The organism is Thermostichus sp. OS-CIW-29, assembly GCF_054058195.1.
Window position 1 is genome coordinate 1 of the sequence record NZ_JBSSAB010000005.1, and the last position, 21,993, is coordinate 21,993.

Annotated in this window: 24 protein-coding genes and 1 tRNA gene; 12 read left to right on the plus strand and 13 right to left on the minus strand. The window is 56.6% G+C overall.

From position 1 onward, the window contains the following. Positions 1-243: 243 nt before the first annotated feature. Positions 244-690 carry a VOC family protein gene (locus ACVWZJ_RS02865; RefSeq protein WP_414329315.1) on the minus strand — a complete coding sequence of 149 codons (447 nt, stop codon included), beginning with the start codon at positions 688-690 and terminating at the stop codon, positions 244-246. 195 nt (positions 691-885) lie between these two features. On the opposite strand from ACVWZJ_RS02865, the gene topA reads away from it, so the two are divergent. Beyond that, positions 886-3,669, plus strand: a complete 2,784-nt coding sequence (topA, locus tag ACVWZJ_RS02870; protein ID WP_457394485.1) for a type I DNA topoisomerase — start codon at positions 886-888, stop codon at positions 3,667-3,669. A 60-nt stretch (positions 3,670-3,729) separates the two neighbouring features. Here topA and ACVWZJ_RS02875 read toward each other — a convergent pair whose 3' ends face one another. The 6 genes from ACVWZJ_RS02875 to grxD all read right to left on the minus strand — a co-directional run bounded on the left by ACVWZJ_RS02875 (position 3,730) and on the right by grxD (position 8,126). Beyond that, entirely contained in the window at positions 3,730-3,930 is a 201-nt protein-coding gene (locus ACVWZJ_RS02875) for a hypothetical protein (protein WP_457394488.1), read from the minus strand. A 37-nt stretch (positions 3,931-3,967) separates the two neighbouring features. After that, positions 3,968-5,128, minus strand: a complete 1,161-nt coding sequence (locus ACVWZJ_RS02880) for a SpoIID/LytB domain-containing protein (RefSeq protein ID WP_457394491.1) — start codon at positions 5,126-5,128, stop codon at positions 3,968-3,970. Between the two features lie 51 nt (positions 5,129-5,179). After that, a complete protein-coding gene (locus ACVWZJ_RS02885) occupies positions 5,180-6,736 on the minus strand; it encodes a B12-binding domain-containing radical SAM protein (protein ID WP_457394494.1) in 1,557 nt (518 codons plus the stop codon). Positions 6,737-7,063: 327 nt separating this feature from the next. Beyond that, complete coding sequence (locus tag ACVWZJ_RS02890; RefSeq protein ID WP_414389567.1) at positions 7,064-7,420, minus strand: phage holin family protein; 357 nt, start codon at positions 7,418-7,420, stop codon at positions 7,064-7,066. Between the two features lie 44 nt (positions 7,421-7,464). Beyond that, on the minus strand, positions 7,465-7,755 hold the full coding sequence (locus tag ACVWZJ_RS02895; RefSeq protein WP_414383123.1) for a BolA family protein: 291 nt from the start codon (positions 7,753-7,755) through the stop codon (positions 7,465-7,467). Between the two features lie 29 nt (positions 7,756-7,784). After that, a complete protein-coding gene (grxD, locus tag ACVWZJ_RS02900; protein WP_011433932.1) occupies positions 7,785-8,126 on the minus strand; it encodes a Grx4 family monothiol glutaredoxin in 342 nt (113 codons plus the stop codon). A 450-nt stretch (positions 8,127-8,576) separates the two neighbouring features. Here grxD and arsB point away from each other — a divergent pair, with 450 nt between their 5' ends. Together arsB and ACVWZJ_RS02910 are read left to right on the plus strand one after the other, a co-directional pair. Then, on the plus strand, positions 8,577-9,587 hold the full coding sequence (gene arsB / locus ACVWZJ_RS02905) for an ACR3 family arsenite efflux transporter (protein ID WP_457394498.1): 1,011 nt from the start codon (positions 8,577-8,579) through the stop codon (positions 9,585-9,587). Then, the gene (locus tag ACVWZJ_RS02910) at positions 9,588-10,004 is read left to right on the plus strand and encodes an arsenate reductase ArsC (RefSeq protein WP_414328749.1); all 417 of its coding nucleotides are present in this window, start codon (positions 9,588-9,590) and stop codon (positions 10,002-10,004) included. A gap of 51 nt (positions 10,005-10,055) precedes the next feature. On the opposite strand, the gene ACVWZJ_RS02915 is transcribed toward ACVWZJ_RS02910, so the two are convergent. The 3 genes from ACVWZJ_RS02915 to hrcA form a co-directional block, all read right to left on the minus strand. Then, positions 10,056-10,952 carry a T9SS type A sorting domain-containing protein gene (locus ACVWZJ_RS02915; RefSeq protein ID WP_414328748.1) on the minus strand — a complete coding sequence of 299 codons (897 nt, stop codon included), beginning with the start codon at positions 10,950-10,952 and terminating at the stop codon, positions 10,056-10,058. A 288-nt stretch (positions 10,953-11,240) separates the two neighbouring features. Next, entirely contained in the window at positions 11,241-12,224 is a 984-nt protein-coding gene (gene tilS / locus ACVWZJ_RS02920) for a tRNA lysidine(34) synthetase TilS (protein ID WP_457394503.1), read from the minus strand. 53 nt (positions 12,225-12,277) lie between these two features. Then, a complete protein-coding gene (gene hrcA, locus ACVWZJ_RS02925) occupies positions 12,278-13,429 on the minus strand; it encodes a heat-inducible transcriptional repressor HrcA (RefSeq protein WP_457394506.1) in 1,152 nt (383 codons plus the stop codon). Between the two features lie 427 nt (positions 13,430-13,856). On the opposite strand from hrcA, the gene ACVWZJ_RS02930 reads away from it, so the two are divergent. From ACVWZJ_RS02930 to ACVWZJ_RS02940, 3 genes are all read left to right on the plus strand, one after another. Further along, positions 13,857-14,159 (plus strand): urease subunit gamma, encoded by a 303-nt coding sequence (locus ACVWZJ_RS02930; protein WP_011433938.1) that lies wholly within the window; start codon positions 13,857-13,859, stop codon positions 14,157-14,159. Between the two features lie 49 nt (positions 14,160-14,208). Continuing rightward, the gene (locus tag ACVWZJ_RS02935) at positions 14,209-14,631 is read left to right on the plus strand and encodes an urease subunit beta (RefSeq protein ID WP_083757660.1); all 423 of its coding nucleotides are present in this window, start codon (positions 14,209-14,211) and stop codon (positions 14,629-14,631) included. Positions 14,632-14,752: 121 nt separating this feature from the next. After that, positions 14,753-15,007 (plus strand): hypothetical protein, encoded by a 255-nt coding sequence (locus tag ACVWZJ_RS02940; RefSeq protein ID WP_011433939.1) that lies wholly within the window; start codon positions 14,753-14,755, stop codon positions 15,005-15,007. A gap of 95 nt (positions 15,008-15,102) precedes the next feature. Here the strand turns inward: ACVWZJ_RS02940 and ACVWZJ_RS02945 are convergent, their stop codons facing one another. Continuing rightward, entirely contained in the window at positions 15,103-17,538 is a 2,436-nt protein-coding gene (locus ACVWZJ_RS02945; RefSeq protein WP_083757661.1) for an endonuclease MutS2, read from the minus strand. 7 nt (positions 17,539-17,545) lie between these two features. Beyond that, positions 17,546-17,716 carry a hypothetical protein gene (locus ACVWZJ_RS02950; protein ID WP_187147233.1) on the minus strand — a complete coding sequence of 57 codons (171 nt, stop codon included), beginning with the start codon at positions 17,714-17,716 and terminating at the stop codon, positions 17,546-17,548. A gap of 295 nt (positions 17,717-18,011) precedes the next feature. Between ACVWZJ_RS02950 and ACVWZJ_RS02955 the strand changes: the two genes are divergently transcribed. The 6 genes from ACVWZJ_RS02955 (at position 18,012) to ACVWZJ_RS02980 (ending at position 21,321) form a co-directional block, all read left to right on the plus strand. Continuing rightward, on the plus strand, positions 18,012-18,416 hold the full coding sequence (locus tag ACVWZJ_RS02955) for an NIL domain-containing protein (protein ID WP_011433941.1): 405 nt from the start codon (positions 18,012-18,014) through the stop codon (positions 18,414-18,416). Positions 18,417-18,528: 112 nt separating this feature from the next. Further along, positions 18,529-18,750, plus strand: coding sequence for an NAD(P)H-quinone oxidoreductase subunit L (ndhL, locus tag ACVWZJ_RS02960; protein WP_011433942.1), 222 nt, complete (start codon positions 18,529-18,531; stop codon positions 18,748-18,750). 28 nt (positions 18,751-18,778) lie between these two features. Further along, a complete protein-coding gene (locus ACVWZJ_RS02965) occupies positions 18,779-19,114 on the plus strand; it encodes a DUF3007 family protein (RefSeq protein WP_011433943.1) in 336 nt (111 codons plus the stop codon). 266 nt (positions 19,115-19,380) lie between these two features. Beyond that, positions 19,381-19,953, plus strand: a complete 573-nt coding sequence (locus tag ACVWZJ_RS02970) for a DNA-binding transcriptional response regulator (protein ID WP_187147234.1) — start codon at positions 19,381-19,383, stop codon at positions 19,951-19,953. A gap of 273 nt (positions 19,954-20,226) precedes the next feature. After that, a complete protein-coding gene (locus ACVWZJ_RS02975; protein WP_011433945.1) occupies positions 20,227-21,150 on the plus strand; it encodes an NAD(+) kinase in 924 nt (307 codons plus the stop codon). Between the two features lie 90 nt (positions 21,151-21,240). After that, positions 21,241-21,321, plus strand: a tRNA-Leu gene (locus ACVWZJ_RS02980). Between the two features lie 76 nt (positions 21,322-21,397). Here ACVWZJ_RS02980 and ACVWZJ_RS02985 read toward each other — a convergent pair. Beyond that, positions 21,398-21,889, minus strand: a complete 492-nt coding sequence (locus tag ACVWZJ_RS02985; protein ID WP_414332111.1) for a pentapeptide repeat-containing protein — start codon at positions 21,887-21,889, stop codon at positions 21,398-21,400. Positions 21,890-21,993: the final 104 nt, after the last annotated feature.

Genomic DNA, 21,993 nt, shown 5'->3' on the forward strand with positions numbered 1-21,993 from the left:
TCAGGACTTGGGTCATGGTTCTATCATAACTTCCGCATTCCTCCCGACACTGACCCTACGGGTACAGTGCGGGGCTCCTGCGATTTCTAGCTGACAAGCGGCCAACAAACCCTTCTCTCAAGTTCCCCAGAAGCTCTACTAGCTTAGCTTTAGGGTTGGCTCTCCAGGATCTGGACAAGGGGGAACGACCGCTCCCACCCAAATTAGATCCTCTAACCCATCAACTAGTTATCCAACTATTTATTAGTTAATGTCCTCTGGGCGTTGGGGCAGACTCTCTCCTGAGGATCCCTGGGGACGAATGAGCTCGATCGGCAGGCCATCGGGATCGGCGATGAACGCCACTTCATAGACCTGGCCCCCAATTTGCTGGAGCTGGGGCGGCAGCAGCAGGGTAAGGGGCACTTGCGCTCGCAAATGTTCTAGGTAGTTGGCCAGGGATCCCCATTCGGGGCCCACCTCAAAAGCGGGGTGATAGTAGCCCACATAGTGGGGATCCCCAAAGGGATCCGGGGCAGGATGGGGCTGCGGCACTTGCATCAGCTCCAAACGCCCCCAGGGGCCGCGCATCCAGCAGGCCAGCGTGATCCCGGCAGTAAAGCGTTCTTCCACCGCAAAGCCCAGCCCCTCGTAAAAAGCGATGGAGCGGAAGATATCGGCGGTGCGAATGGAAAAATGGTGTAGTTTCATCGTCCTACAAAGCAGCCAGATGGGGCCAGACCGCTCGGATCATCGCCGATGACGGCTGGTCAAGCGCAGGTAGACTTGCTACGCTCCAGAAAAGTAGGCTGTCTATCTTAAGCACCTCTTGCAGTGTATGCTGGCCCGCCCAATCCTTGGGGCGGGAAATGCGACAACCTAAGCCGATTGCTGCCAACCTCAATTATGCCTAAGCTGGTCATTGTCGAATCTCCCACCAAAGCCCGTACCATCCGTGGGTTCTTGCCTGCGGGGTATGAGGTTCAGGCCTCGATGGGACATGTGCGGGATCTTCCCGATTCGGCATCTGAAATTCCAGAAGAATTGAAAGGAGAAGAGTGGAGCCGCCTGGGGGTCAATGTCCACGCCGACTTCGAGCCCCTCTACGTCATCCCCAAGGACAAAAGAAAGGTGGTCAAGGAGCTGAAGGAAGCGCTCAAGAAGGCGGACGAGCTGATCCTGGCCACCGACGAAGACCGCGAAGGGGAAAGCATTAGCTGGCACTTGCAACAGGTGCTGCAACCCAAAGTGCCCACCCGCCGCATGGTGTTCCACGAGATTACCCGCGAGGCCATTCAGGAGGCGCTGCAAAACTGCCGTGAGGTGGATGAACAACTGGTGCGTGCCCAGGAGACCCGCCGCATCTTGGATCGCCTGGTGGGCTATACCCTGTCGCCGCTGCTGTGGAAAAAAATTGCCCCCAAACTCTCGGCAGGGCGGGTGCAGTCGGTGGCGGTCAAGCTTTTGGTGGATCGAGAGCGGGAGCGGCGCGCCTTCAGAAAAGCCTCCTACTGGGATCTCAAAGCAGAGCTGCAGCCCAAAACGACCGTCGCCGGCCAGCAGGCTGTCTTTCCAGCAGAGCTGGTGAGCTTGGGTGGCAAACGCCTGGCCAATGGGCAAGACTTCGATCCCAGCACCGGCCAGCTCATTGCCGGGCGGGATGTGGTGTTGTTGGATCAGGCCCAGGCCGAGGCCCTGCGGGATCGCTTGCTGGGAAAAGCCTGGATCGTCAGCTCTGTGGAAGAGCGCCCCTCCACCCGCAAACCTGCCCCTCCCTTTACCACCTCCACCCTGCAGCAGGAGGCCAACCGCAAGCTGCACCTGTCGGCCCAGCAGACGATGCGCATTGCCCAAAAGCTCTACGAAGAGGGCTACATCACCTACATGCGCACCGATTCGGTCCACCTGTCGGAGCAGGCCATCCGCGCTGCCCGCGCCTGCGTGGAGTCGATGTACGGCAGAGAATATCTCAGCCCCGAGCCCCGTCAGTACACCACCAAAACCAAAGGGGCGCAAGAAGCCCACGAGGCCATTCGTCCTGCTGGATCAGAGTTTCGCCTGCCCAGCCAAACCCCCCTCTCCGGCCAGGAGCTGGCCCTCTACGACCTGATCTGGAAGCGCACCGTCGCCAGCCAAATGGCTGAGGCGCGGCAGACCCACACCATCGTACTCATCGCCGTAGACGATGCGGTGTTCCGGGCCAGCGGCAAGCGCATCGATTTTCCCGGCTTTTTCCGCGCCTATGTGGAGGGATCCGACGACCCAGAGGCGGCTTTGGAAGATCGGGAGGTGCATCTGCCTCTGTTGCGGCAGGGGGATCCCCTCCGCTGCCGGAAGCTGGAACCCGTTGCCCACGAAACCCAGCCCCCGGCCCGATATACGGAAGCCTCCTTGGTCAAGGTGTTGGAAAGTGAGGGCATTGGCCGCCCCAGCACCTACGCCACCATCTTGAATACGATCATGAGCCGTGGCTACGTCAGGCCGATGGGAAGTGCCCTCGTGCCCACCTACACGGCTTTTGCAGTCACCGAGCTACTGGAAAAATACTTTCCCAACCTGGTGAATACCCGCTTCACCGCCGAGATGGAGCAAACGCTGGACGACATTGCTTCTGGACAGGCGGAGTGGCTGCCCTATCTGCGCCATTTCTTCTTGGGCGAGCAGGGTCTCGAGGGACAGGTGAAGGCGCGCGAGCTGGAAATTGATTCCGGCCTGGCCCGCTCCATCCATCTGGAGAACCTGCCTGTCAAGATCGGCATTGGCCCCTATGGCCCCTATGTGGCGGTCGAAACCGAGTCCGGAGAGGTGCGCGCCAACCTGCCGGAGGATATTCCCCCCGCCGATCTGAGCGCAGAACACATCGCGGAGCTGATCCAGCGGAAGCAGGAAGGCCCCAAGCCCATTGCCTTTCACCCGGAAACCCAAGAGCCCATCTACGTGATCCCGCAGGGCCCCTATGGCCCCTATGTGCAGTTGGGGGAAGTTTCTGAGGACAACAAAAAACCCAAGCGCACCTCTCTGCCCAAAGGGCTGAAACCGGATCAGGTTACGCCAGAGATCGCCTTGGGGTTGCTGAGCTTGCCCCGCACCTTGGGGGAACACCCGGAATCGGGGAAAAAAGTGCAGGCCGGCATTGGCCGCTTCGGCCCCTACGTGGTCTGCGATGGCGATTTTCGCTCTCTGCCCGCCGATGAGGATGTGCTGACCATCAGCCTGGAGCGGGCGCTGGAGCTGCTGGCCCAGCCCAAGAAAGGCCGTGGGCGCGCCTCGGCCAAGCCGCTGCGGGAGCTGGGATCCCATCCTGAGGATGGTGAGCCGGTCAATCTGCACGACGGCCCCTACGGGCTGTATGTCAAACATGGCAAGGTCAATGCCTCTTTGCCCAAAGGGATCCCTGCCGAAGCGGTTACCCTGGAAATGGCCCTGCAGGTGCTGGCTGAAAAAGAAGTCTCTTCTGCAGAGGTCAAGGGGAAAAGCCGCTCGACCGCTTCTGCAGGTAAAGCCCAAGCCAAAGCTGCCTCCAGCAGCCCTACAGCCCAGCCGGCTGGAGATGCTGTGCCGCAGAAGCGGCGTAAAGCACAAACAACTTCCACCGGCGGCGGGATGGCCAAAGAGCCGCAAGCGAATGGGTCAGCCCAGGTGGGATCCCGTCCCACCATTGTGAAGATCACCCCCAAAGCCCCCGCCTGAGGTCAGCTTCTTGGGGTGCGATGGCCCAAGGTCGCCTGCTCAAGGTGGCTCAGGGATCGGCTATGTAGCAGCTTTGCTGACGAAACAACTGCTCCAAGGGCCGCAAGCAGCGGCCACGGCGGCTTCCTGATTGGCAATGCAACCCATTGCTTCTGCAAACGGCAAGGGATCCTGCTGCTGGCGCTTGGGAATCTGGGCGTGTTCCAGCTCACTGCAGTAGCAGTAGGCAGGATGGCGACGATGGGGGTGTGCAAGGGACACGGGAGTAAATGAGAGTTGGAGTCGGGGCCAACAGCCTTCAGCTCAACGTTATCACCTGGGTGCCGGGGAAGTAGTGATTGAGAATTTGCGGCGCCGTGTAGCCCTTCTCGGCCAAGCCACGGGATCCCCACTGACACAGTCCCACCCCATGGCCGGCCCCACGATAGGTGAAAAGGTACACTTCCTGCTGGCCGGCCTTTGGCTGGAGACGTTCCCATGTGAAGCGGTTGCTGGGGAGGATCCCCCAACCCAGGGTTTGGCCAAGGCGCAGCACAAACTCTTGGCCAGTCAACAGTTGGGATCCAACGCGGATGCGCAGGGGGCGACCCCAGGGATCCGACTGCACAATCTCCAGATCGCCGTTGCCGAAGGCTGGCTCCAACTCCCGTCGGCTGAGTCGGACGCTGTGAGGGCCATAGAAAGGAGAGGCGCGACACCCGTCACAGATCACCCCTTGTAGGTAGGGGCGGGCGGGTGGGGCAAAAATATCCTGGTTGGCACTGGTGTGACCGCCGCAGGTGGAGTGAAACAGAACCTCTATCGGCTGGCCGGCATGGGTTAGGATCTGCCCTCGGGTTGCCTGCACCGCAGCAGTGGTCGCCGCCGTTTCATAGGCCAGGCCACCATAGAACTGGTGGGCGGTGGAATCCTGCAATAGCCTTATCGAGGTAGAGGGCCATTCTCTTCTGGGGCCGGGGTGCAGATGGGGAACGGCCAAGGTACGGGCCAAGATGGCTTGCGCCTGCAAGGCGGCGGCTGGCCAATCGGCAGGCATTTCGCTGGGCACCAAAGCCAGCAGATAGTCTTCCAACTTGACCCAGTTCACCAGATGCAGGCGACCTAAACCCTTGGGACGAATCTGTACCCAGCCCCGATAGCGACGCTCCTCCCCTGCGAGGGAGCGCAGAGCTCCCCCCTGTAGCCAAAGGGATCCCTGGTAGCGACGAGGCTGTCCCGGCCCGGTCAGAAGGAGCTCTTGGCGGCGCACCTGTAACTTCCAGGTGCCTGTTGGAAAAGGCTGCTGATTTAAAACAAAAGGGCCCATCAGCTCCAACTCGGCCAAGGGATCCGCACTCCAGCGGCTGAACAGCTCCACGGCCAGCCAATCTCCGCGCCCGGACGTTTGGGCCTGCCGAGAGCCTCCCCAAACAGCCCACAGGGATCCCAGCACCATCGCCCCCAACTGTCGTCGCCGCATAGGCCCCATCCGGGCATCCTCTATCGATAGACCATTCCCCCAGAAATACTGTCAAGATGAGCTGGCCAGCAAAGGATCGTATCCCAGTTGCTGGGTAAGCCGGGCGCGGGCCAATTCCCGATATTCCCAAAAGTGTTCTCCTGCAGCGCAGAGGCCCAAATATAGGTTCAGCAGGCTCGGTTTCTGTCGCCAAATCGTCCATAGCTGCCGCCAAAATTGGGCGCGGATTTCGGGATGAAGGATCCCTTGCCGCCAGATGAGTTGTAGAAGCAGGTGGATCCCTTTGCGAAGGGGCAGCTTCATCATTTGCCGTCGGCCATCTTTGATGCCGATATTCAGGCACTGTTGCAGGCAGCGAGATAAATATCGCGCAGGATCATACAGTTTCCAAAAACTTTCCAGATACTCTCGGGCAATCTCCGATAGAGAACGGGTGGGAATGAAATTCATCAGCGTATTTTGATCGCCGAACTCAGTCACGCCGATCCCTTCCAGCAACCGTTCCTCTTTCTTCAAGCGATTCCAGAGCTGTGTGTTTGGCAAAGCCTGTAAAATGCCCAGCATTGGCTGAGGAATACCGGTTTGCTCGACAAAAGCCTGAATGCGCTCCCCTGCTCCTGGCCGCTCTCCATCAAAGCCCAGAATAAACCCAGCGTAGATCAGCAGTCCGGCCTCGTTGATCTTGCGACAGGCCTCCACCAAAGGGTGGCGGGTATTCTGGAGCTTTTGGGTCATCTGTAAGCTGTCTTGGTCTGGAGTCTCAATGCCCAAAAAGACAGCATAGAACCCCGCTTCTACCATCAACCTCATCAGCTCTTCGTCTTCCTCCAGGTTGACTGAAGCCTCTGTCATAAAGGTAAATGGGTAATTGCGCTCCTGGCTCCAAGGGATCAGCTCTCGCAAAAATCGCTTGACGTTGCGCTGATTGCCGATAAAATTGTCATCCACTACAAATACCGAACCCCGCCAGCCCAAGTCATAGAGGGCCTGTAGCTCAGCTAGCATTTGACTTGGCTCTTTGGTTCTTGGCTTGCGTCCGTAAAGAGAGATGATATCGCAAAACTCACAATTGAAGGGGCAACCTCGCGAAAATTGGACTGACATCATGAAGTATTGATCCATACGCAGCAGATCAAACCTTGGCAAAGGACTTTGGGTTACATCCGGTTTTTCCGCAGCCCGAAAAATGCCCGACTCTTGCCCAGCTTCTAGAGCCTTGACAAAGGCCGGTATGGTCACTTCCCCTTCATCCAAAACCAAATAGTGAGCACCAGATTCCAGGGCATCCTGTGGCACAGAAGTTGGATAGGGTCCGCCCACCGCTACTTTTTTGCCCAACTGCACCGCTTTGCGAATGAGGGCGTGGAAATCCTGCTTCTGCACCAACATGGCTGACAAGATCACCAGATCGCACCACTGCCAATCGGCTTCTGTTTCATCAGCTACATTGCGATCCACAAAGCGAATCTCCCAGTGTTGGGGCAGCAAAGCAGCAACGGTGATCAAGCCAAGAGGTGGCATTAGCGCTTTTAGCCCCACCATCTCAATGGTGCGATTGTAAGACCAGAATGATTGAGGAAAACGCGGATAGAGCAGCAACGCCTTCATACCAACCAGCTCCTGAGTTGCAGATCGACCAACTTGATCCCCTACTGGTTTCCTATCGATTTGCTAGGCTTAGATAAAGCAGCCACAGATCAAACGCCTGCTCGCAATATCCTGCTGATGTTAGCCATTGGCAGATCTTGTGCAGGCTATCTGTGGAGAATCCTATGGTTCTGCGGCAAAAACTTAGCGGGCAGGGCCAATGGAGTAAAGCTTATCGGGATCCCTCAAAGTTGGTTTTGGTTATCGTCGGGCTGAGTGTTGACGTTCCCCTAGCGTACCCCCTGCAATCTTGAACCAAACCCTGCCCTCTCACGGCTGGGGACGAAGTCAGTTCGGCGCACCTTGCTCAAAAACCTGCTGAACCAAGCCACTGACGATGGAAAGTACAATCGCGCCGACGAACGCCCAACCGAAGTTATCGATATTGAAAGCGTTCCCGGCCAGCTTATCGGCAATGGCTAGACAAATGCCGTTCAAAATCAGCCAAAACAAACCCAGGGTAAGAACCGTAATCGGCAGGGTGATCAGCCGGAGAATCGGCCTAACCAAACCATTGACCAGACCAATGGCCAGAGCCGCCACCAAAGCCCCGCCAAACCCGGAGACGTGGATCCCGGGCAAAAGCCAAGCCAGGATCATTACACTCAAGGCTGACATCAGCCAGGTGGCCAAAAGAGTTGCCATGCTCCCTCCTCTGCCCTGATGGGGCCGCGATTTTGCCCTCTATGCTAGCCGATCTGCTCAGGGATCCCTTGCGCAGAAACCTCTTCAGGGCTGTAAGTTTGCAGGGCCAAAGCATGAATGCTCCGCCCCATGTGTTCCGCCAGAGCGGCATACACCAGGCGATGTCGCTGTAGGGTCGTTTTGCCGACAAACGAAGGCGACACTACTTGAACTCGGTAGTGCCCTCCTGTCCCGCCCCCGTGGCCGATGTGAAGGTGGGACTCATCCTCCACCTGCACATGAAGAGCCTGCAGCTTCTCCATCAGGTGCTGCCGAAGGTAGTCGGGGGTAAGCATGGCAACCCCTCTGGATGAGATGGGATCCCTTAAGATTGAGCCGTGGCCTTAGCAAAGGCTGCCTCGACCAGCGGACGCAGCTCGTTGCGGGCGTGCATCTCTTGGATGATGTCGCAACCGCCCACAAACTCCCCATCAATATAAATCTGCGGGATAGTAGGCCAGTTGGAAAACTCTTTAATCCCCTGGCGGATCTCAGGATCCTCGAGTACGTTAATCGCCGTGTAGGGGAAGCCCAAACTATCCAGCACACGAACGGCGGCATAGGAAAACCCACATTGGGGCATTTCCGGGGTGCCCTTCATGTAGATGAGCACCTTGTGGGTGCGGATTTGCTCACGGATTTTCTCTTCCAAAAGGGGATCCAGCATGGTGTTCAGCCACTATAGCGACAACAGTCGATAGGCAAACTGGCATCCTATCGAGATCTCATTTTCGTCTACTTTTAACATGCTCGACACTTTTCCCACGGTTGGGCCGAGAGATTCTCTCATAGACTCTGTTCTACGGACGCCACCAGCAAGCCCCATTGCCCAGGGCTGGCCCAAGCCCCCAACCTATCCAGGCAGCGACCCCAGGATCCATGTTAATTTCTACACCAACATGGTTAGCGACAGGGTCGGCGACAAACCTCAAACCCTGATTCTTCCGTTGACCCGGTCGATCCCGCTCTGGGCAAGGGTTTCAGGCCCCTCGGCGGAGAAAAACAAGGGGAAATTGCAGCCGAAAACAAGACCTCTGGGCAAGGGTTATAATCGGGGGGAGTCGCTTCCCTTCGGGGAAGTGGAATTAATGGAAACGCTGTAATTAAATTTCAACCCATGAAGTTTTTTGAAAAATACCTTACCGTTTGGGTCTCGCTATGCATTGCTGCAGGCATTGGTCTTGGGAAAATACTGGGGAATTCTGTTTCGGTGCTTGAAAGCTGGCAGATATATACCATCAACATTCCGGTAGCGGTGTTGGTTTGGATGATGATCTACCCGATGATGGTACAGATTGATTTTTCATCGATAGGCGGTGTTTCAAAAAATTGGAAAGGGCTGGCGCTGACAGTTACTGTAAACTGGCTGATCAAACCTTTCACCATGGCATTGTTTGGATGGATTTTCTTTAAAAATCTGTATGCTACCTGGATCACTCCGGAAGATGCAGACCAGTACCTGGCAGGCGCCATTCTGCTGGGTGCCGCACCCTGCACAGCCATGGTGTTTGTGTGGAGTTATTTGGTAAAAGGCGATGCCAATTATACGTTAATACAAGTTTCAGTCAACGATCTTATTCTGCCGGTTGCATTTGTACCCATTGTAAAATTGCTGCTGGGAGTAACCAACATACAGATACCGTATGAAGTACTGATTACTTCGGTGGTTGTTTTTGTTGTTATACCGCTAACTACGGGTTATCTGACCAATCGGATATTGCTTCAACGAGAAGGAAAGGATTGGTTTGAACAAAAATTTCTTCCGGCACTTCGTCCTGTTTCCATACTAGCATTGCTTTCAACCCTGGTTTTACTCTTTGCCTTTCAGGGCGAACACATACTGGATCATCCATACACCATTTTGTTGATAGCCATACCACTGACCATTCAAACCTACTTCATATTTTTTATAACCTGGCTGGGTGGAAAATTGCTCCGTTTATCACATCCGGTTTGTGCACCGGCTGCGATGATTGGTGCCAGTAATTTTTTTGAACTCGCAGTTGCCGTGGCCATATCACTTTTTGGTCTTAATTCAGGTGCGTCGTTAGCCACGGTGGTTGGTGTACTCATAGAAGTACCCATCATGTTATCGTTGGTAGCCATCGCTAACAGTTGGAGGTATTAAATGAAAAAAATCTTGGTTTTATGCACAGGTAATAGCTCCCGTAGTCAAATGGTACATGGTTATTTAGAAAATCTGTTACAAGGTAAAGCTCATATTTACAGTGCCGGTATTGAGATACATGGCGTAAATCCGAGAGCCATACAAATCATGAAGGAAGATGGAATTGATATCAGTCATCATACCAGCAACCATGTAAATGAATACTTAAACATACCCTTTGATTACATCATCACGGTATGTGATCATGCCAGAGAAAACTGTCCGTACATACCAGGTAATTCCATTCGCATACATCATAGTTTTTCTGATCCTGACAAAGCAACCGGAAGTGAAGAAGAAATTATGCATGCATTTCGTATGGTTCGAAATGAGATACGCACATTCTGCGAAGAATTTTCAAAGACTATCATTGCTTAATCCTAGTAAGAAAACACAAACAAAAAAGCCCTGTAACCGGGGCTTTCTGATTTATTTTACAACCATGATGCGTTGTGTTATCGCTTGTTTTCCGTCAGATATTCTAAGAAGATAAATTCCAGAAGACAATCCGTCTGTGATCAAAGTTATTTGCTGCTGAGATGGAGCAATGGTAAATTGCTGCAACACCTGACCCAGTGTTGTTATCAGTTCTCCTTTCAACGGTTCGGCAGAAGCCAATTGCAGAGCAATGGTAATCATATCAGTAGCCGGATTGGGATACACCAAAAAGTTGGAGGTATTCATCACTTCATCCACCGAAGAACAGTTAAGTACTGTAACCGATGCAGTCGCAGTTGCTGTACATCCGTTAGTAGCTGTGGCTGTAACGGTATAGGTAGTAGTGGATGCAGGGCTTACATTGATGGAAGCAGTATTAGCACCTGTATTCCAAGTAAAACTATTACCACCAGAAGCAGTAAGATTTACAGAGCTTCCCTGACAAATAGTACCGCCACCACTTATAGTAGGTGTGGGCAAAGGATTCACCACAATACTGGCTGTTGCCGTGTTTGTTCCGTTTAAATTGCTAGCTGTTAATGTTACAGTATATGTCCCCGCTGAATTAAATGTTACAGTAGGACTGGCAGCTGTACTTGTCGAAGGAGTTCCGCCGGGGAAGGACCAGCTATAGGAAGTAGCATTGGTAGATGTATTGGTAAATGTAATACTTTGCCCTGCACAGATGTTAGTTGATGAAACATTAAAAGAAGCGCTTGGTGGTGTATTGGTTGCAGCACTAATGTTTATATCATCCAGATAAGTAACATTTCCCCATCCACTTCGCAATTGGAATCTGATTCCGGCGGCGGTTTGAGAAGCATACGGGCTTAAATCTATTGTCTTGGTTGCCCATTGTGATGGGGTAGGTACAAATGCAGTGGTCATATCAGGTGCTGTAGCCAATGGACTCGGGCCTGTATTATTACCATAAGATGCTAATCGTATCCAAGTATTGCCACAATCAGTGGTGATACTTACTATTAATGAATCAGTCGCTTCCCTTCGGGGAAGTGGAATTAATGGAAACGTGGTTTATCCGGAGCTGGTAACAAGTATGCCGGCCAGTCGCTTCCCTTCGGGGAAGTGGAATTAATGGAAACTGGAAGGTGGAGAGGGGAGAGATGACGGATCGAGTGGTTGCTTCCCTTCGGGGAAGTGGAATTAATGGAAAAATTAATGGAAACAAACCAAGTGATCCCCTTTCACTTCCAGCCAGTGCCCACCTGGATAATCGGGGCTACGGCTGCCTCGGTCTGCTTTTAAGAGCTGGATCCCGGCTTCTACCTGGTCAAAGGTGGGGTGGTGGGGCAGCACCAAAGACAAAAATTGAAACATCACCTGCCGCTGCAGAGCCAAGGGGGCAGCCCGCAAGGGATCCCGTCGCAGCCCTGGCAAAGCGGGCTCATACACCTGCTGCCATAGCTGAGCTGCTTGGGCTACCACCAGCTCATGTTCTGCTTGGAGCAGCGTGGCAGCCCGATTCAGGGCCGCTTCCAGTTGCGGATTAAAGTGCTGCTTCAAGTAGGGCATCACCTCCAGGCGGAGACGGTTGCGGCCATGGGCCAGATCTTGGTTGCTGCGATCCGGCCAGACCGGCAATTGGTGCTGCTGGCAAAATTGTTCGGTTTCCCAACGGTATAGACCCAGCAGGGGTCGCACCACCTGGGCAGAGGTGGGATCCCGGTCGTCCAGGCGACGCTGCCAATCTAGGCTGCTCAGCCCGGCGGCTCCTGTCCCTCGCAGCAAGTTCCATAAAAATGTCTCGGCCCGGTCGCTGGCCGTATGCCCCATCACCACGGCGCTGCAGTCCCAGGTGCGGGCCCATTTCTCCAGTTGTTGGTAGCGCCAAGCCCTGGCCCCTGCTTCGTCTCGGCGGATGGGATCCGCAGTCTCAACAGCATGAGGCAGTCCCTGCTGCTGCAGCCACCCCTGCAAAAAGCGAGCACACTCCGTTTCATCTGCCGACCAGCGGTGATCACAATGCAGAACAAATATCTGCCAGCCCCAGCGAGGCTGCAAATCCCGCAAGATCTGGAGCAGGCAAAAAGAATCTTGCCCGCCCGAAAAAGCCACCAGCAGTCGCTGGCCTGGGTGAAGAAGTTGCTGCTGCCGAATGGCGCACTGTACCCGCAGGTGGAGAGGAGAGAGCCTGGCCACAGCTTGCTATTGCTCACGTACAACCCAGACCCTACCTGCCGCTATGGGATCCCTTAGGCAAGAGCTCGGGTCAGATGAGAGGCCACCGCCTGCACAGCAGCAATGCTGCGTTCGTAGGCCATTCGGGTCGGCCCCAGCAAGGTGACCGTACCCAGAGGAGCCGAGCGACGGTGGTAAGTGGAGGCGATAACCGTGCAGTGGTGCAGAGACTCCAGTGGATTCTCGCTGCCAATGTAGATGATCACCGGGGTCTTGCGGGCAGACTGTCCCGACTCCTGATCCATCTCCGTTAAGCTCGGCAGAGAGGGCAAACCCCCATCGGCAAAATGGAGCCCAATCATCCCCTGAAGTTGCTTGGCTCCCTCCTCGATCAACTGCATCACTGCCTGCACCTGCCGGGCCTGGGAAAACTCCGGCTGACGCATCAACTCGGCCATACCGGCACTGAACACCTGCCCCAGAGAGGGCTGTAGACAGCGTTGCACCACCGAGCGCAGCAGTTGCTGGAGCCAATGGCCGTAGGTACGAAATTCTTCATCCAGTTTCAGCCAGCTCAGATCCTGCAACTCGGCAAAGGTTTTGCCCCGCAGCTTCAGGGTGAGAAAGTTGCTGAGCAATTGCAATTCATCTTCCAAATCCTCTCGGGAGTCGCTGGGCCAGTCGGGGGGGCTGACCAGAGCTGAATGGGTTTGATAGGAGTCGGTTACCACCAACACCATCACCCGCCCTGGCGCTACCGACACCAACTGCACATGATGAATGGCTACCACCGGCCCCTGAGGAGGAGTGATGAGAGCAATGCAACCGCTCAGATGGGCCAAAAGCTGAGCTACCCTTTGCAGGAGGCTGTCTAGGTCGTCTCCCAGCTCACGGCCAAGCTGATCCATCAACTGTTGCAGAGCGGGATGGGGATCCGGCTGAGGAGCATCGTGGGGGATCCCACCGCTGTTGGCAGAGGTCAACAAATCGTTGACATAAACCCGATAGCCAAAGTCGGAAGGAACCCGTCCGGCGGAGGTGTGAGGCTGAAACAGCAATCCCACTTGCTCAAGGGTGGCCAAGTCGTTGCGAATGGTGGCCGTGCTTACCCCAAAGTTGTAGGACTGGGCCAAGGTTTTGGAACCGACAGGTTCAGCTGTAGCAATGTAGCTACGCACTGTCGCCCAGAGAATCTTCCGCTGGCGGGGAGTCAGTTCGAGTTTCATAGCCGATCAAAAGAACCCAGTCAACGCCTATCAAAGGAAACTGTTAATACAGAGCCGGTAAATTGCTCCAGGATAAACCAACTCAGAGCTGAGATAGGAATCCAGACAGACTTTTACATCTTCTAATCTATATGCATCTATTGTTACTCTTTATATAGCGGGTTGCCTAGGAAGGAAGTTGCAAAACCCGATGTCGGAAGAGGTTGAGACTGCTGCTTGTGCAGGAGAGAGTGAAATCTCTTGTAGCCTGGGCTCCCCTTTTTTGCCCAGAGGTGGTAGAAGATGAACTACGGCTAGCCACCTTGTTGCGTAGCAACAGTCCGCTGCGCCAAGACTGGGGATTTCTGCGCATGAGTTCGGTCAACTCTAGGCCAACTGGGCCTGCTGCTGTCCTCTTTGTATCCTTTTTTATCTTTGAGGTTGCCCCATGTACTTATCCCCCCAGGAGAAAGACAAGTTGTTGATCTACCTGGCTGCCCAGTTGGCTCGGGATCGGCGGCAGCGGGGCCTCAAACTCAATTACCCTGAGGCGGTGGCCTACTTGAGCGCAGCAGTCTTGGAAGGGGCGCGGGAGGGGAAAACAGTCGCCCAATTGATGAGCGAGGGGCTGACGTGGCTGACCCGCGAGGACGTAATGCCCGGGATCCCAGAGATGATCCCGGAAATTCAAGTGGAGGCTACTTTCCCCGACGGAACCAAGCTGGTTACCCTACACCATCCCATTCGCTAGGGATCCCCCAGATGCTCCAAAGACCCAGAGACTTCAGGAGGTCGTCCCCATGGCTCGCCAATCCAGAACCAACCCTGCTGCCAACGCAGAGCCGGCCCTGATCCCAGGGGAACTGTTGCTGGCAGAGGATCCCATCCAAGCCAACGTCGGACGGGCCACCGTGACCCTGGAGGTTACCAACCGAGGGGATCGGCCCATTCAGGTGGGATCCCATTTTCACTTTTTTGAGGTGAACCGAGCCCTGGTTTTCGATCGCGCCGCCAGCTTTGGCATGCGCCTCAACATCCCTTCCGGCAATGCGGTGCGTTTTGAGCCAGGCCAAACCCATCGGGTGACGCTGGTGGCTTTGGGGGGCAAGGGGTTGGTGCATGGCTTCAATCGGCTCACGGAGGGTACGGTACGCTCTGCCGCCCAAAAGCGGCTGGCCCTGGCCCGATTGCAGGAGTGGATGGGTCAAGCAGCCAATCCCTAGGGAGTACCGCCCCCCCCAAGTGTGCAGCTTTGGGCAGCCGTGCCAAGGTTCAACCCCATCCCCGTCTCTGCTCAGATTCAGGACAGTAGGGCTATCCTATTTCTCCTCTAGGAGCTGACAGATGTCAGAGCGCGAGACTGTCTTGTGGATGTGGGTGCAAGGCTTGGGGCTAAATCTTTCTGGGTTGGCGCTGTTGGCAGCAGCAGGCGCCGCCTTTGGGCCTCTCAGTTGGACAGGTGCAACGGTGGCGGTGATGTTGAAGCTCATTGGGGATAGCCAACTGGTGCGGGGCTACTGGCTCTGGCAAAGCCAGCGGCAACAGAAGGGATCCCAGCCCGTCAGCTCAGCAGCGGCAGTGCTCCACAGTCAAGCTTGAGACATTGCCCGGCACTTGTCCGGTCTCCGACTCGAGAATGCCAACGCGACCACCCCTACTCCCTTCTGGCACTGGCAAGCCTCACTGTACAAGCCTCACTGTAAATGAGCCACGGTCACTCCAGTACCGCCGTCTTCGGGATCAGCGGCTGAAAAACGCTGAACGCGCGGGTGATTTTGGAGATAAGCCTGGACGCCGGCTTTCAGGCGCCCTGTGCCGTGGCCGTGGATGATCCAAACCGGGCCGGGAGGAGCTTGGGCAAAGTGCTGTTCCAGAATGGCCTCAGCATCAGCAACGGTTTTCCCCCTCAGATCGAGGGTGTTCTGGCTGGTGCGCAGGTTCAGGGGAGCGGTGGCTGCAGGGGAGGGAGGTGGGGCTTTGGGGCGTTGGCGTTGCTTAGCCTGGTGTTCGTCAATGGGATCCAACTGCCCCCGTGGCACTGTGAATTTGAGGATGCCGCTGCGCACCACATACACATCCCCTTCGATGGCGATCACTTCCCCCGTCTGACCCAAGCCTCTCAGCCGCACCCGATCTCCCACCTCTGGCACAAACTCCATATCCACGGGCGGCGGTGGGGGAGAGTAGCGCTGCTGGATTTGCGCCAGCTCGGCAGTAATGCGTTGGGGATCCTCTCCCTGCTGCAATCTGCGGATGGCGGCAGCCACTTCCTGACGGGCAGCAGCCAACAGGGCTTGCAGTTCTTGGTTTTGCTTCTGCTCCAGCCGGGCTTCTCGCTCGGCGATTTGGCGGCTACGCTGTTGCATTTGTTGATATAGGCTCTCCAGCTCTCGATGCAGGGATCCCACCTGGGCCGCCCGCTCTTCCAATTGAGCCCGCTGCGCTTCCAGGCCGGCAATGACCCTATCCACCTGGCTTTCCCCTTGCAGGTGCCGCTGGGCCCGCCGCAGAATCTCTGGATCCAACTGCAGCCGTTGGGCAATGGCCAAGGCGTTGGAGCGGCCTGGGATCCCCCACAAGAGGCGATAGGTGGGGGCCAGGGTGACCTCGTCGAACTCCACCGAGGCATTTTCAAAGCAGGGATGTTGGTATTTCAGGGCCTTTAGCTCGCCGTAGTGGGTGGTAGCCAGGGTGAGCAGTGCCCTTTCCGAGAGGTACTCCAATAGCCCAGCCGCCAGGGCAGCGCCTTCGGTGGGATCCGTGCCCGCCCCCACCTCATCCAACAGGACAAGGGCCGGCTCCGGAGCAGACTGCAGGGCCTGCACGATGCGGCTGATGCGGCGGATGTGCCCCGAAAAGGTGGAGAGATTTTGTTGCAGCGACTGCTCGTCCCCAATGTCGGCGTAAACCCCGTCGAACCAAGGCAGCTGGGGCGGATCCTGAGCCGGCAGGAAGATCCCCGCCTTGGCCATGAGCACCAGCAGGCCCAGGGTTTTCAGGGCAACGGTTTTGCCGCCGGTGTTGGGGCCGGTGATAACCACGACACGAATGGAGTCCGCGAGGGTGAAGTCGATAGGGACAACGGCAGAGCCTTGACCCTCCGAAGGGGCGGCGGCGCGGGACTGCCAGAGCAGCAGGGGGTGCTTGGCCTGACGCAGGCGCAATCCTGCCGAGACAAACTGGGGACGATTGCCCTCCAGCCAGAGGCTGTAGCGACCCCGAGCCAGAGCCACATCCAACCCCACCATCACCCCCTGCAGATGCTCCAGATCGGTGGCCACGGCTGCCACCTGAGCCGAGAGCGCGGCTAAGATCCGCTCTTCCTCCGCCTGAATCTGAACTTGGGTTTCTCGCCAGCGGTTGCCCAGTTCCACCACGGCGTAGGGCTCCACATAGAGGGTGGCCCCACTGGCAGAGCTGTCATGCACAATGCCGCGGATGAGATCCCGATGGGTGGCCTTGACCATCAGGACAAACCGCCCCTGCCGCTGGCCAATCAGGGTATCCTGCAGCGCCTGGGGATACTGGCTCATCAATTGTTGCAGCTGCTCTTGGATCTGGCTGCGTTGCCGCCGCTGCTGCTGGCGCAGATCCGCAAGGGTAGGGCTGGCGCTGTCCCGCACCTCGCCATGTTCCTCCAGGCAGCGGAAGATCTCCTGCTCCAGCTCCGGGTAGGTGCGCAGGGTGCTCACCCAAGTTTGCAAGCGTGGCAGATGGTCGTGGTCGTCGATCAGGCGGCGGATGCGGCGGGCTGCCCCCAGAGTTGTAGCGATCTGCACCAGCTCTTCCCCGCTCAGGATCCCCCCCCGTTCGGCCCGTTCCAAAGCCGGCAGCAAGTTGTGGATCCCTGCCATAGAAAGTCCCCCGGCCTGTGTGCGATCGAGGCGGATCGCCTCTTCCGTCTGCTCAAGGTAGGCTTCGCTGTCGGCGCGGCTCTGCCAGGGATCCAGCTCCAAGCAGGCGCGGCGGCCCAAGGGTGTGGCCGCAAAGGTGGCCAAGTGCTGACAAAGGCGGGGCCACTCCAGCAATTCCAAGGTTTCTTGCCGTTCGCCTTGGCAGGCCGTAGGCCTTGGGGAGGGATCGGGCTTGGAGAAGACTGGCAGCGGGTGCAAGGTGGGGACGGTGGGCATTAACCATTCAGCGATGCAAGGAACCCTGGAGACGCAGTTGCTTCATCTCTTGCAAAAACTGCTGTTGATACTTGAGGAAGGCAGTGTGCCACTCGCGGAAGCGACGTTCGCCATCCCGCACCAGCATCTGGCGGTACTGCTCTGAGTTGAGACGGGGCTGAGCAAAAGATGGGTTCATAGGGATCGGGGACGCTCTCCATCCTATTGTGGCAGGCTCTGGGTCGGCTTCCACAGATAGCTTTTGGTGAGAGGGGCACGCTGATAATGGCGCCGTTGTCTCACGCGCTGCCTCTGGTGATCTTCCCAAGAAGCTGAGCTCACCGAAAAACTGGGTTCAAAGCCCCGCCCTACCGCTGTGGGGTTCGCCTTGGGTGTCCTGTGGAGGGTGGAAGTGAGCTGCATTCACGGCCAAACTGAACCTCACAAGCCTGCCATACTGAAGGAAGTTGCTGCACTCAAAACACTCAAGATCCGTGCGCAAACGAGTCACCCTCATTTTCCCCCGCCATTTGGTGAATGTGCCTCTCACCTATCGGTTGGCCAAAGACTTCGATGTGGCTGCCAATATCGTGCGCGCCAGGGTAGCCCCCAACGAAGTGGGTACTTTGGTGGTGGAGCTGTCGGGGGATATCGACCAGGTGGAAGCAGGATTGGAATGGGTACAGTCTTTGGGCATTGAGGTGACTGAACGGGCCAAGGAAATTCAAATCGACCCAGACTTGTGCGTGGACTGTGGATTGTGTACGGGAGTTTGCCCAACCGAGGCCTTGAAGATTTCTGCTCCCAACTGGAAGCTGGAGTTCTCTCGCAACCGCTGTGTCATGTGCGAACAGTGTGTTGCCACCTGCCCCGTTGGGGCGATCAGCACCAGTTTGTAGTCAGTTGGCCGAGTTACCGACTTCCTTCAGCCGACAAATCTCTTCACAATGCCGTTAACAATGCTGTTAGACTTGTTGGACACAGGTCAAATAGCTGCAGGACGCACTCGACATGGCTTCTACTCCATCGTTGATCGGGTTAACTTATGCCGGTTTGGCTGTTCTCTATCTGCTGGTGCTGCCTCTGTTGTCTCTGCTGTACGTGGACAAACGCTGGACTTCAGGCAGTGCTTGGGAAAAGGTGCTGATGTTTTTCTTGGTCTTGTTTTTCTTTCCCGGCATGGTGCTCTTGGCTCCCTTCATGACGTTTCGGCCCAAGCCCCGGTCGCTGTAAGGTCAGCCGTTTGTCGGTTCACTGAGCCATGCGCAGATTGGATGTTCTTGCTATAGGCTTAGCCCTGCTGTTGGGGGGAGGGATCCTCTATGGCCTGCTGCTTTGGGCGGGCTTGGATACGAGGGCCGCGCAGCAGATATCGAGCGTGGTGCTTCTATTGGCCTGCTTGGGGTGGACTTTTGGCTACCTGAAGCGGGTGCTGCGTGGGGAAATGACCCTGAAGGCTCAATGGGCCAGCTTCGAGACCCAGCAGATTCAAGAGAGGCTCCGCTCCCTCTCCCCAGAAGAGTTGCAGGCCCTGCAAGCTGAATTGGAAAGCGAGAAAGAAGGGATCCCAGATTGGGTTGAGCAGGAGAAACATTGAGGCCATTGGACAGGCCGCACCCAGAAATGGGCTGTCGGCTGCTGGGGATCCAGGTTTAAGGGTATGGAGCGTCGGGCTTAAACCGCAATACTTGTATATCTGTATATCCGGTTACCATTTGCTTCCCCTAAGAATGCTACATTGCGCCCCGCACAAGATTCTGGCGTACGACGGATTATTAAGTGGTGCAAGCCTTTGCCTTTCCTTCTACTCGCATATCTCCATCCACTGTGAGAAAAACCATACTGCTAGCTCAGGGCCAGCCCTTGCAATCTCATCTCTGGCAGTTGGGGCTGGAGTCTCAGGGGCACTCTGTGGTGCCGATTTCCCCACGTGAAGATCTGCTGGAGGTGGCAGCAAGTCAGCCTCTGGATTTGGATCTGATGGTGGTGGACATGACGACGGGGCTGTTTAACCCCTATGCCTTTTGTCGAGAGTGTCAAAGCAAGCTGCCCAACATCCCTGTTATCCTGACTCATCACCCCCGCCGCCACATCGAGCCCGCAGAGCGGCGCTGGGCAATCTACCAGGGGGCAGCAGATGTGATCCCTGGCTTGGCGGAGGCCGGCGACCTTCTCCACTCCCTCGAACGGATTTACGAGGCTGCCAGGTGGTTTTTGCCTATTGACACGGAGGCGCTCCACAGGGCTCTGAAGCAAGCGGGCTTATGGCCGGCGGAGGTCAGCCGTACATCTTCTTCCACCCCTCCCCCGCAGCCGAGCGCCCACTCTCCCACCGCCCCTCCACAACCCATCACCGCGGAAGGGGATCCAGGGCAAAAAGACTTGACCCCGCAGGTGAAGTACCGACTGATGTACCGGGGTCGCCCTGTCGATTGAGGTACTCGTTCCAACCTGCCGTCACTCGTTTTTCCTCGTAGCTTCTCGTAGCTTCTTGCCCTGCCAGGGTTGAGCTGCCGATTGGCAACGAGCAGGATGCAATCGCTGCAGCCCCGGGCAGCAGTGTATGGCCTCGCCATGCAAGCTACCCGTCTTGTTCAGCGTCAATGTATCAGCGAAGTCTGCTGGCAGAAATTGTGGAATGGATCACCTGGCCAGCAGAGGGGCCTGCAGAACTGATAGAGTTTTGGCACCTCTGCCTTCCCATTGCCCATGACCAAGCCCAAAGCCGGGATCCTCTACAACGACGCCAAACCCGCCGCCAAACGCAGCAGCGAAACCCTAGCCCGCTGGTTTCAGGAGCAGGGCTGGGAAGTCTGTGTGGCCCCCAACTGGGGCGGTATCCTCGGTTATGCCAAGCCCGACAGCCCCATCTGCCTGACCAAAGTAGATAGCCTGGCCCCGGCTGGATTTGATCAAACCATGAAGTTTGCGGTGGTGTTGGGGGGAGATGGCACCGTCTTGGCAGCAGCACGGCAACTGGCCCCCAAAGGGATCCCCTTGTTGGCGGTGAATACGGGCCATCTGGGCTTTCTGACGGAGACCTACCTTCCTCACCTAGAAGAGGCAGCCAGTGCCGCCATTGCCGGGGAATACACCCTGGATCGCCGCAGCATGTTGCTGGTGCAAGCCTACCGAGGGCAAGAATTGCGCTGGGAGGTCTTGAGCTTAAACGAGATGGTGCTGCACCGCGAGCCTTTGACCAGCATGTGCCACTTCGAGATCACCATCGGGGATCACTCACCTCTGGATGTGGCTGCCGACGGAGTCATCTTGGCTACTCCCACCGGCTCGACGGCCTATGCCCTCTCGGCGGGTGGGCCGGTGATCACACCGGGGGTGCCGGTTTTGCAGCTGATTCCCATCTGCCCCCATTCCATGGCGTCGCGGGCCTTGGTCTTCCCCGATTCGGAGGAGGTATGGATTAGCCCCGTTACCCCTCAGCCACTGGTTTTGGTGGTAGATGGAAATGCCGGCTGCTACATCATGCCGGAAGACCAGATTCGGGTGGTACGTGCCCCCTATTGGACAGATTTGATGCGCCTGCGCCGACCGGAATTTTTCCGGGTTATGCGAGAGAAGTTGGGGTGGGGACTGCCCCACGCTTCCAAGCCCACGTCGGTGGAGTTGCCTTAACTTTGCCGAGGCAGGACAAGCCATAGCTGCAAAATGGCCAATGCCCTTAACAACTCCACCCCTCTGTCGCTATGATGGTTAGGCTTGGAAGCGGATGTGGCGGAATTGGTATACGCGCACGTTTGAGGGGCGTGTGGCTTTGCCTTGCGAGTTCGAGTCTCGCCATCCGCATTACGCAATTAGTACGCGTTATTCATTAGTCCCTCTCCCAGAGAGGGAGAGGGGAAGCTGGCTTCGGCCTTTGCCACTATTCCCGAACGGCACCCTGCAGGCGTGCGCCCCAGGTGCGAGCAAAGCGCAGGTCAGCCCCAACCAGGTTGGCGTCGCGTAGATCGGCCCCCCGCAAGTCGGCGCCGTACAGGGATGCAGAAGAGAGATCGGCCCCCCGCAGGTTGGCCCCCCGCAAGTCTGCCCCCTCCAGGTAAGCGCCACTCAGGTTGGCTCCGCTCAATTGAGCCCGCCGCAAATTGGCCCCCACCAGGTAAGACTGGCTGAGATCGGCGCCCGTCAAGATGGTGCGCTCCAGATTGGCCTCGATGAGATCGGAACCGCTGAAATTGGCCTCCGCCAAATCCAGATTGCTCAGCTCAATGGATCCCAGGCGGCAGTTGGGACAGGTGCGGGAAGCCATGAGGTAGCGCATAAAACAAGAGTTGTAGGTTGTGGCTGCGGCAGAGGAAGCCAAGGCTGCCGTGGCCAGTAGTGCCCAAATGGCGGGAACTTTGAGATTGAGGTTCATGGTTACCAAGCCTCACAATTTTGAAGGTTTACGTGAAGGGACACAGCAGAGGGGGATGGTTCTGCGCTGGTCACATGATAGTGGCATCTTCTGGCTTCGGCCAC

Coding starts and splice junctions, on each gene's coding strand:
- hrcA (WP_457394506.1), bottom strand. CDS start 13,429: ATGAAACTCGAACTGACTCCCCGCCAGCGGAAGATTCTCTGGGCGACA.
- grxD (WP_011433932.1), bottom strand. CDS start 8,126: ATGCTGGATCCCCTTTTGGAAGAGAAAATCCGTGAGCAAATCCGCACC.
- ACVWZJ_RS02940 (WP_011433939.1), top strand. CDS start 14,753: ATGTCAGAGCGCGAGACTGTCTTGTGGATGTGGGTGCAAGGCTTGGGG.
- ACVWZJ_RS02985 (WP_414332111.1), bottom strand. CDS start 21,889: ATGAACCTCAATCTCAAAGTTCCCGCCATTTGGGCACTACTGGCCACG.
- ACVWZJ_RS02945 (WP_083757661.1), bottom strand. CDS start 17,538: ATGCCCACCGTCCCCACCTTGCACCCGCTGCCAGTCTTCTCCAAGCCC.
- ACVWZJ_RS02975 (WP_011433945.1), top strand. CDS start 20,227: ATGACCAAGCCCAAAGCCGGGATCCTCTACAACGACGCCAAACCCGCC.
- ACVWZJ_RS02890 (WP_414389567.1), bottom strand. CDS start 7,420: ATGGCAACTCTTTTGGCCACCTGGCTGATGTCAGCCTTGAGTGTAATG.
- ACVWZJ_RS02950 (WP_187147233.1), bottom strand. CDS start 17,716: ATGAACCCATCTTTTGCTCAGCCCCGTCTCAACTCAGAGCAGTACCGC.
- arsB (WP_457394498.1), top strand. CDS start 8,577: ATGAAGTTTTTTGAAAAATACCTTACCGTTTGGGTCTCGCTATGCATT.
- ACVWZJ_RS02915 (WP_414328748.1), bottom strand. CDS start 10,952: ATGACCACTGCATTTGTACCTACCCCATCACAATGGGCAACCAAGACA.
- ACVWZJ_RS02910 (WP_414328749.1), top strand. CDS start 9,588: ATGAAAAAAATCTTGGTTTTATGCACAGGTAATAGCTCCCGTAGTCAA.
- topA (WP_457394485.1), top strand. CDS start 886: ATGCCTAAGCTGGTCATTGTCGAATCTCCCACCAAAGCCCGTACCATC.
- ACVWZJ_RS02935 (WP_083757660.1), top strand. CDS start 14,209: ATGGCTCGCCAATCCAGAACCAACCCTGCTGCCAACGCAGAGCCGGCC.
- ACVWZJ_RS02880 (WP_457394491.1), bottom strand. CDS start 5,128: ATGCGGCGACGACAGTTGGGGGCGATGGTGCTGGGATCCCTGTGGGCT.
- ACVWZJ_RS02895 (WP_414383123.1), bottom strand. CDS start 7,755: ATGCTTACCCCCGACTACCTTCGGCAGCACCTGATGGAGAAGCTGCAG.
- ndhL (WP_011433942.1), top strand. CDS start 18,529: ATGGCTTCTACTCCATCGTTGATCGGGTTAACTTATGCCGGTTTGGCT.
- ACVWZJ_RS02965 (WP_011433943.1), top strand. CDS start 18,779: ATGCGCAGATTGGATGTTCTTGCTATAGGCTTAGCCCTGCTGTTGGGG.
- ACVWZJ_RS02865 (WP_414329315.1), bottom strand. CDS start 690: ATGAAACTACACCATTTTTCCATTCGCACCGCCGATATCTTCCGCTCC.
- ACVWZJ_RS02885 (WP_457394494.1), bottom strand. CDS start 6,736: ATGAAGGCGTTGCTGCTCTATCCGCGTTTTCCTCAATCATTCTGGTCT.
- ACVWZJ_RS02930 (WP_011433938.1), top strand. CDS start 13,857: ATGTACTTATCCCCCCAGGAGAAAGACAAGTTGTTGATCTACCTGGCT.